Genomic DNA, 4,796 nt, shown 5'->3' on the forward strand with positions numbered 1-4,796 from the left:
TCGCATCAGACCACTTATCTGCTACCGCATCTTTAGCATCAGACAGCTTATCTTCAGCTGCATCTTTGATGTCGGTAAATTTATCTACCACGGCATCTTTAGCATCAGACAGCTTATCTGCTGCTGCATCTTTGATGTCGGTGAATTTATCTACCACGGCATCTTTCACATCAGACAATTTATCTGCTACCGCATCTTTGATGTCGGTAAATTTATCTACCACGGCATCTTTCACATCTGACAGTTTTTCTATAGTAGCGTCTTTTACATCTGTAAAAGTATCGGAAGTAGGTTCACTTGCTTTTGAAACATTCTTATCGGTTGAGCAAGTGTTACCAACGTTTGGATTTTCAGGGTGTTTATTTTCCATAGTAGGCTCCTAATGTTTGCATCATTTTTTGACAGCTTTCAGCACAGCTTTTGTCGGCTTGAGATGACTACTCTTCTGTCGTCGACAGAGTGAATATACCAATAACTTTGTCAGTTTCCCACATTTTTATTTTTTTTTGTGAAATATTGCGTTCATCTTCACAAAAGGCCACAAAAAACCGCCTGCCAAGCGAGATAAAACCCAGGTTTGTCGCCAGGATAGACAAAATCTGTGACCCAAATACCTGCCCAAACAAGGTTGGCGCGCACTACACTATCCCCTCTTTTCTAACCCACTCGCCGCCCATGACCCGCCCCGACCTCGCTCGCCTCTACCAAGCCAGCCCCTACGCCGCTGCCCAACTCGAACGCCACCCCGACTGGCTGGCCGATCTCACCCCGAAATCGTCTCCCGACGAAGACTACCGCACCACTTACGCCGCCGAGAACCCGCCGCCGGAAGACGAAGCGACGCTGATGCAACAACTGCGGCGCTACAAACACCGCCGCCAAGTGCGCCACATCCACGCCGTAGTGAACGGCCTCATCGACGAACCCGCCTTCCTCGCCCGCACCAGCGCCCTCGCCGAAACCCTCATCAGCGCGGCGCTTGCCTGGCAGCACCAGGCACTGGCCGCGCGCTACGGCGAACCGCTGGACGCTAGCGGCAAGCCGATGCCGATGCTCGTCCTCGGCATGGGCAAACTGGGCGGCGGCGAACTCAACTTCTCCTCCGACATCGACCTCATCTACGCCTACCGCGAAAACGGCACCACCCGCGCCACCGACAACCAAAAACCGCAAGAACACGAAACCTGGTACCGCAAACTGGCGCAGCGCCTCATCCACACCCTCGACACCAACACCGCCGACGGCAACGTCTATCGCGTTGACATGCGCCTGCGCCCCTTCGGCCAGACCGGGCCGCTCGCGCTGTCGTTTGCTGCGATGGAACAGTACTACCTCATCCACGGCCGCGACTGGGAACGCTACGCCCTGATGAAAGCGCGCCCCGTCGCCGGCGACCTCGAAGGCGGCCGCCAACTCCTCGCCGCCCTGCGCCCCTTCACCTACCGCCGCTACCTCGACTACGCCGCGCTCAATGCCCTCAGCGACATGAAACAAAGCATCAATCGGCAAATCCGCGAAGACGGCATCGAGCGCCACATCAAACTCGGCGCAGGCGGCATCCGCGAAGCCGAATTCACCGTGCAGGCCATCCAAATGATCTACGGCGGCCAATACCCGGCGCTGCAAACCCCGAACTACCTCGAAGCCCTCGCCCGCATTGGCGAACGCGGCCTGTGGCGCGGCGAACAAACCGCCGCCCTGCGCGACGCCTACCTCACCCTGCGCCGCGTCGAAAACGCCCTCCAATACGAGCAGGAACAACAAACCCACCAACTGCCGGACGGCCCCGCCGCCTGGCAACGCCTCGCGCACGCCTGCCGCGCGCCGGACGCTGCCACCCTGCAAGCGCAAATCCGCGCCGCGCGCGCCACCATCCACCAGCACTACAACAGCACCATTGCCGACGACGACCCCGCCGACCAACCCGGCGACGACCGCCTGCGCGACATTGACTGGCGCGACCCGGACGACCCGCGCCTCGCCCGCTGGCTCGAACAAACCCTGCCCGACGCCGCCGCACGCGAACCCGTCGCCGCGCGCCTCGCCCAATTCGTGCGCGACACCAACTGGCACCGCCTGCCACAAAACACCCAAAAACACCTCGACCACATCCTGCCAGCCCTCCTCGACCACAGCCAACAACACGGCTGGCACGGCCTCGGCGGCCTGCTCGACCTCATCACCGCCGTCAGCGGGCGCAGCAGCTACATCACCATGCTCGCCGAACAACCGGCGCTCATCCACCACCTGCACCACATCGCCAGCCGCGCCGCCTGGCTCATCCAATACATCGCCGCGCACCCGCTCGTCCTCGACGACATCATCAGCGAACGCCGCCTGCCGCTCGGCAAAACCGCCCTCGCGCAAGACCTCGCCGCGCGCCTGCAAAACATCGACGACGAAGAAACCTGGCAACACGCCCTGCGCGACTACAAACACGTCCAGACCTTCAAAACCGCCTGGGCAGACACCCACGACAAACTGCCGCTGATGCAAGTGAGCGACCAACTCAGCCACATCGCCGAAACCACCCTGCAAGCCGCGCTCGACCACGCCGAAGCCACCCTGCGCGCCAAACACGGCATCCCGCGCAAAGCCGATGGCAGCCCTGCCGAAATCACCATCATCGGCTACGGCAAACTGGGCGGCCTCGAACTCGGCTACAGCTCCGACCTCGACCTCGTTTACCTCTACGACGACGGCGACAGCCAGGGCATGACCGACGGCGCCAAACCCATCGACAACCTGCGCTACTACACCCGCCTCGCCCAACGCACCAACAACCTCCTAAGCGCCGCGAGCAGCAACGGCATCATCTACGACATCGACACCCGCCTGCGCCCCGGCGGCGCGAGCGGCCTGCCGGTCAGCAGCATCCAGGGCTTTGCCCGCTACCAGCGCGAAAACGCCTGGACCTGGGAACACCAGGCGCTGACGCGCAGCCGCCCCGTCGCCGGCAGCGCCGCCCTGGCCGCGCGCTACACCGCCCTGCGCCAAGAAATCCTCACCCGCCCGCCGGAGCCGAACCTGCGCGACAACATCCTCGCCATGCGACAAAAAATGCACGACAACCAGCCCGCGCCGCCCGAAGGCCACTTCCACCTCAAACAAGACGCGGGCGGGCTCATCGACATCGAATTCATCGTGCAATACCTGCTGCTCGCGCACGGCGCGGCAGAACCCGTCTTGTGCCGCATGAGCGACAACATCCGCCAACTGGCAGCCTTAGAAGCCACCGGCATCCTCACCTCCTCACAGGCAATGACCCTGCGCGACAGCTACCGCAAACTGCGCCTGGAAGTACACCACCGCCAGCTGAATGACACCGGCAACCACGCGCCGCTACGCGACTGGCAGCCCCTGCGCGACCAGGTCATTGCCATCTGGCAGGACGTCTTTGCCGAAAACCCGACGTCATAGGAAGCGCCTTGGCACAGCCGTAACCGTCCGCAGAATTTGAAAACGGGGCGGTTACGCGCACGCGCCAAGCGCACAAGACAAACACACCAAGAGAGCCCTTTTTATCGGCAAATACCGCCACAAAAACACCATAAACAACCAAAAAACCCCAAAACTATTCTTAAAACCACAAAAATCCCCCAAACCCTATTGACGCTCCCGCGCCTATCGCGTAGCTTTGCCCAGGCCACGATTTGCTGGCTCAACCGTTGAGGCTCAAACCATGAAAAAAACCGTACTCGCCCTGACCTGTGCCGTTCTTTGCACCGCGCCCGCCCTCGCCGAAGACGCGAAAAAGCCCTACCGCAGCACGGACGACATCATTGCCAGTGCCCCGGCGGACGCCTGGCGCAGCGTCGCCCCGGAAAACCTCCTCTATATGCAGCTGGACAAAGGCACGGTCATCTACGAACTTGCGCCCGACTTCGCGCCGGAACACGTCGCGCAAATCCGCATGCTGGCGCAGAAACACTTCTGGGACGGCCTCAGCATCTACCGCGTGCAGGACAACTACGTTACCCAGTTCGGCGACCCCAACGTCGATACCGACAAACAAAAACCGTTGCCCGCCGAGACCAAACACCTGCCCGCCGAATTTGAGCGGCCGCTGCAAGGGCTGCCCTTCTCCGCGCTACCCGACCCGGACGGCTGGGCGGAAAAAGTCGGCTTCGTGGACGGCTTCCCGGTTGCCAGCGAAAAAGACAGCGCCTGGATAGCCCACTGCTACGGCATCCTCGGCGCCGGACGCAATAACCCGCCGGACAGCAGCAACGGCACCGAGCTCTACGTCGTCATCGGCCAGTCGCCGCGCCACCTGGACCGCAACATCACCCTCGTCGGCCGCGTCCTGCAAGGCGTAGAACTGCTCAGCTCGCTGCCGCGCGGCGGCGGCAACGACGGCGGTTACATGGGCTTCTACCAAGACCCGAAAGAATACACGCCAATCAAGAGCATCCGCCTGGGCAGCGAGGTGCCGGAAGCCGAGCGCGTGCCGCTGCAAGTGATGAAAACCGACAGCCAAAGTTTCGCCGACGTCGTCGAATCGCGACGCAACCGCGGCGGCGACTGGATTGTCCGCCCGGCAGGCCATACCGACGTCTGCAACATCACCGTGCCGGTACGCCGCGCGCCTTGAGCGCTGGGGTATCGCCCATAAGAAACGCCGCATGATGCGGCGTTTTGTTTTTTAGCCCGAATGCTAAGGGCGTGTTGACAATTGAGACATCCCCCTCCCCCGCAGGGCGAAGCCCGCAGCGGGGGAGGGTCGGGGTGGGGGTGAGCGATATAGCCATCCACCCTAAATAATATACTCAATAAAAGCCCGCTCCACCGCCTGT

2 protein-coding genes and 1 pseudogene are annotated in these 4,796 nt (G+C 61.3%); 2 read left to right on the forward strand and 1 reads right to left on the reverse strand.

What is annotated here, in order from left to right; genetic code table 11:
• A pseudogene (locus ACO54Z_RS08180) lies at positions 1-370 on the reverse strand (hypothetical protein); the annotation flags it as partial.
• 305 nt (positions 371-675) lie between these two features.
• On the opposite strand from ACO54Z_RS08180, the gene glnE reads away from it, so the two are divergent.
• On the forward strand, positions 676-3,420 hold the full coding sequence (gene glnE / locus ACO54Z_RS08185) for a bifunctional [glutamate--ammonia ligase]-adenylyl-L-tyrosine phosphorylase/[glutamate--ammonia-ligase] adenylyltransferase (protein ID WP_485996560.1): 2,745 nt from the start codon (positions 676-678) through the stop codon (positions 3,418-3,420).
• A gap of 262 nt (positions 3,421-3,682) precedes the next feature.
• On the forward strand, positions 3,683-4,594 hold the full coding sequence (locus tag ACO54Z_RS08190; RefSeq protein ID WP_485996561.1) for a peptidylprolyl isomerase: 912 nt from the start codon (positions 3,683-3,685) through the stop codon (positions 4,592-4,594).
• The last annotated feature ends 202 nt before the right edge of the window (positions 4,595-4,796 follow it).

The sequence above is a fragment of the Cardiobacterium sp. genome (assembly GCF_057314735.1).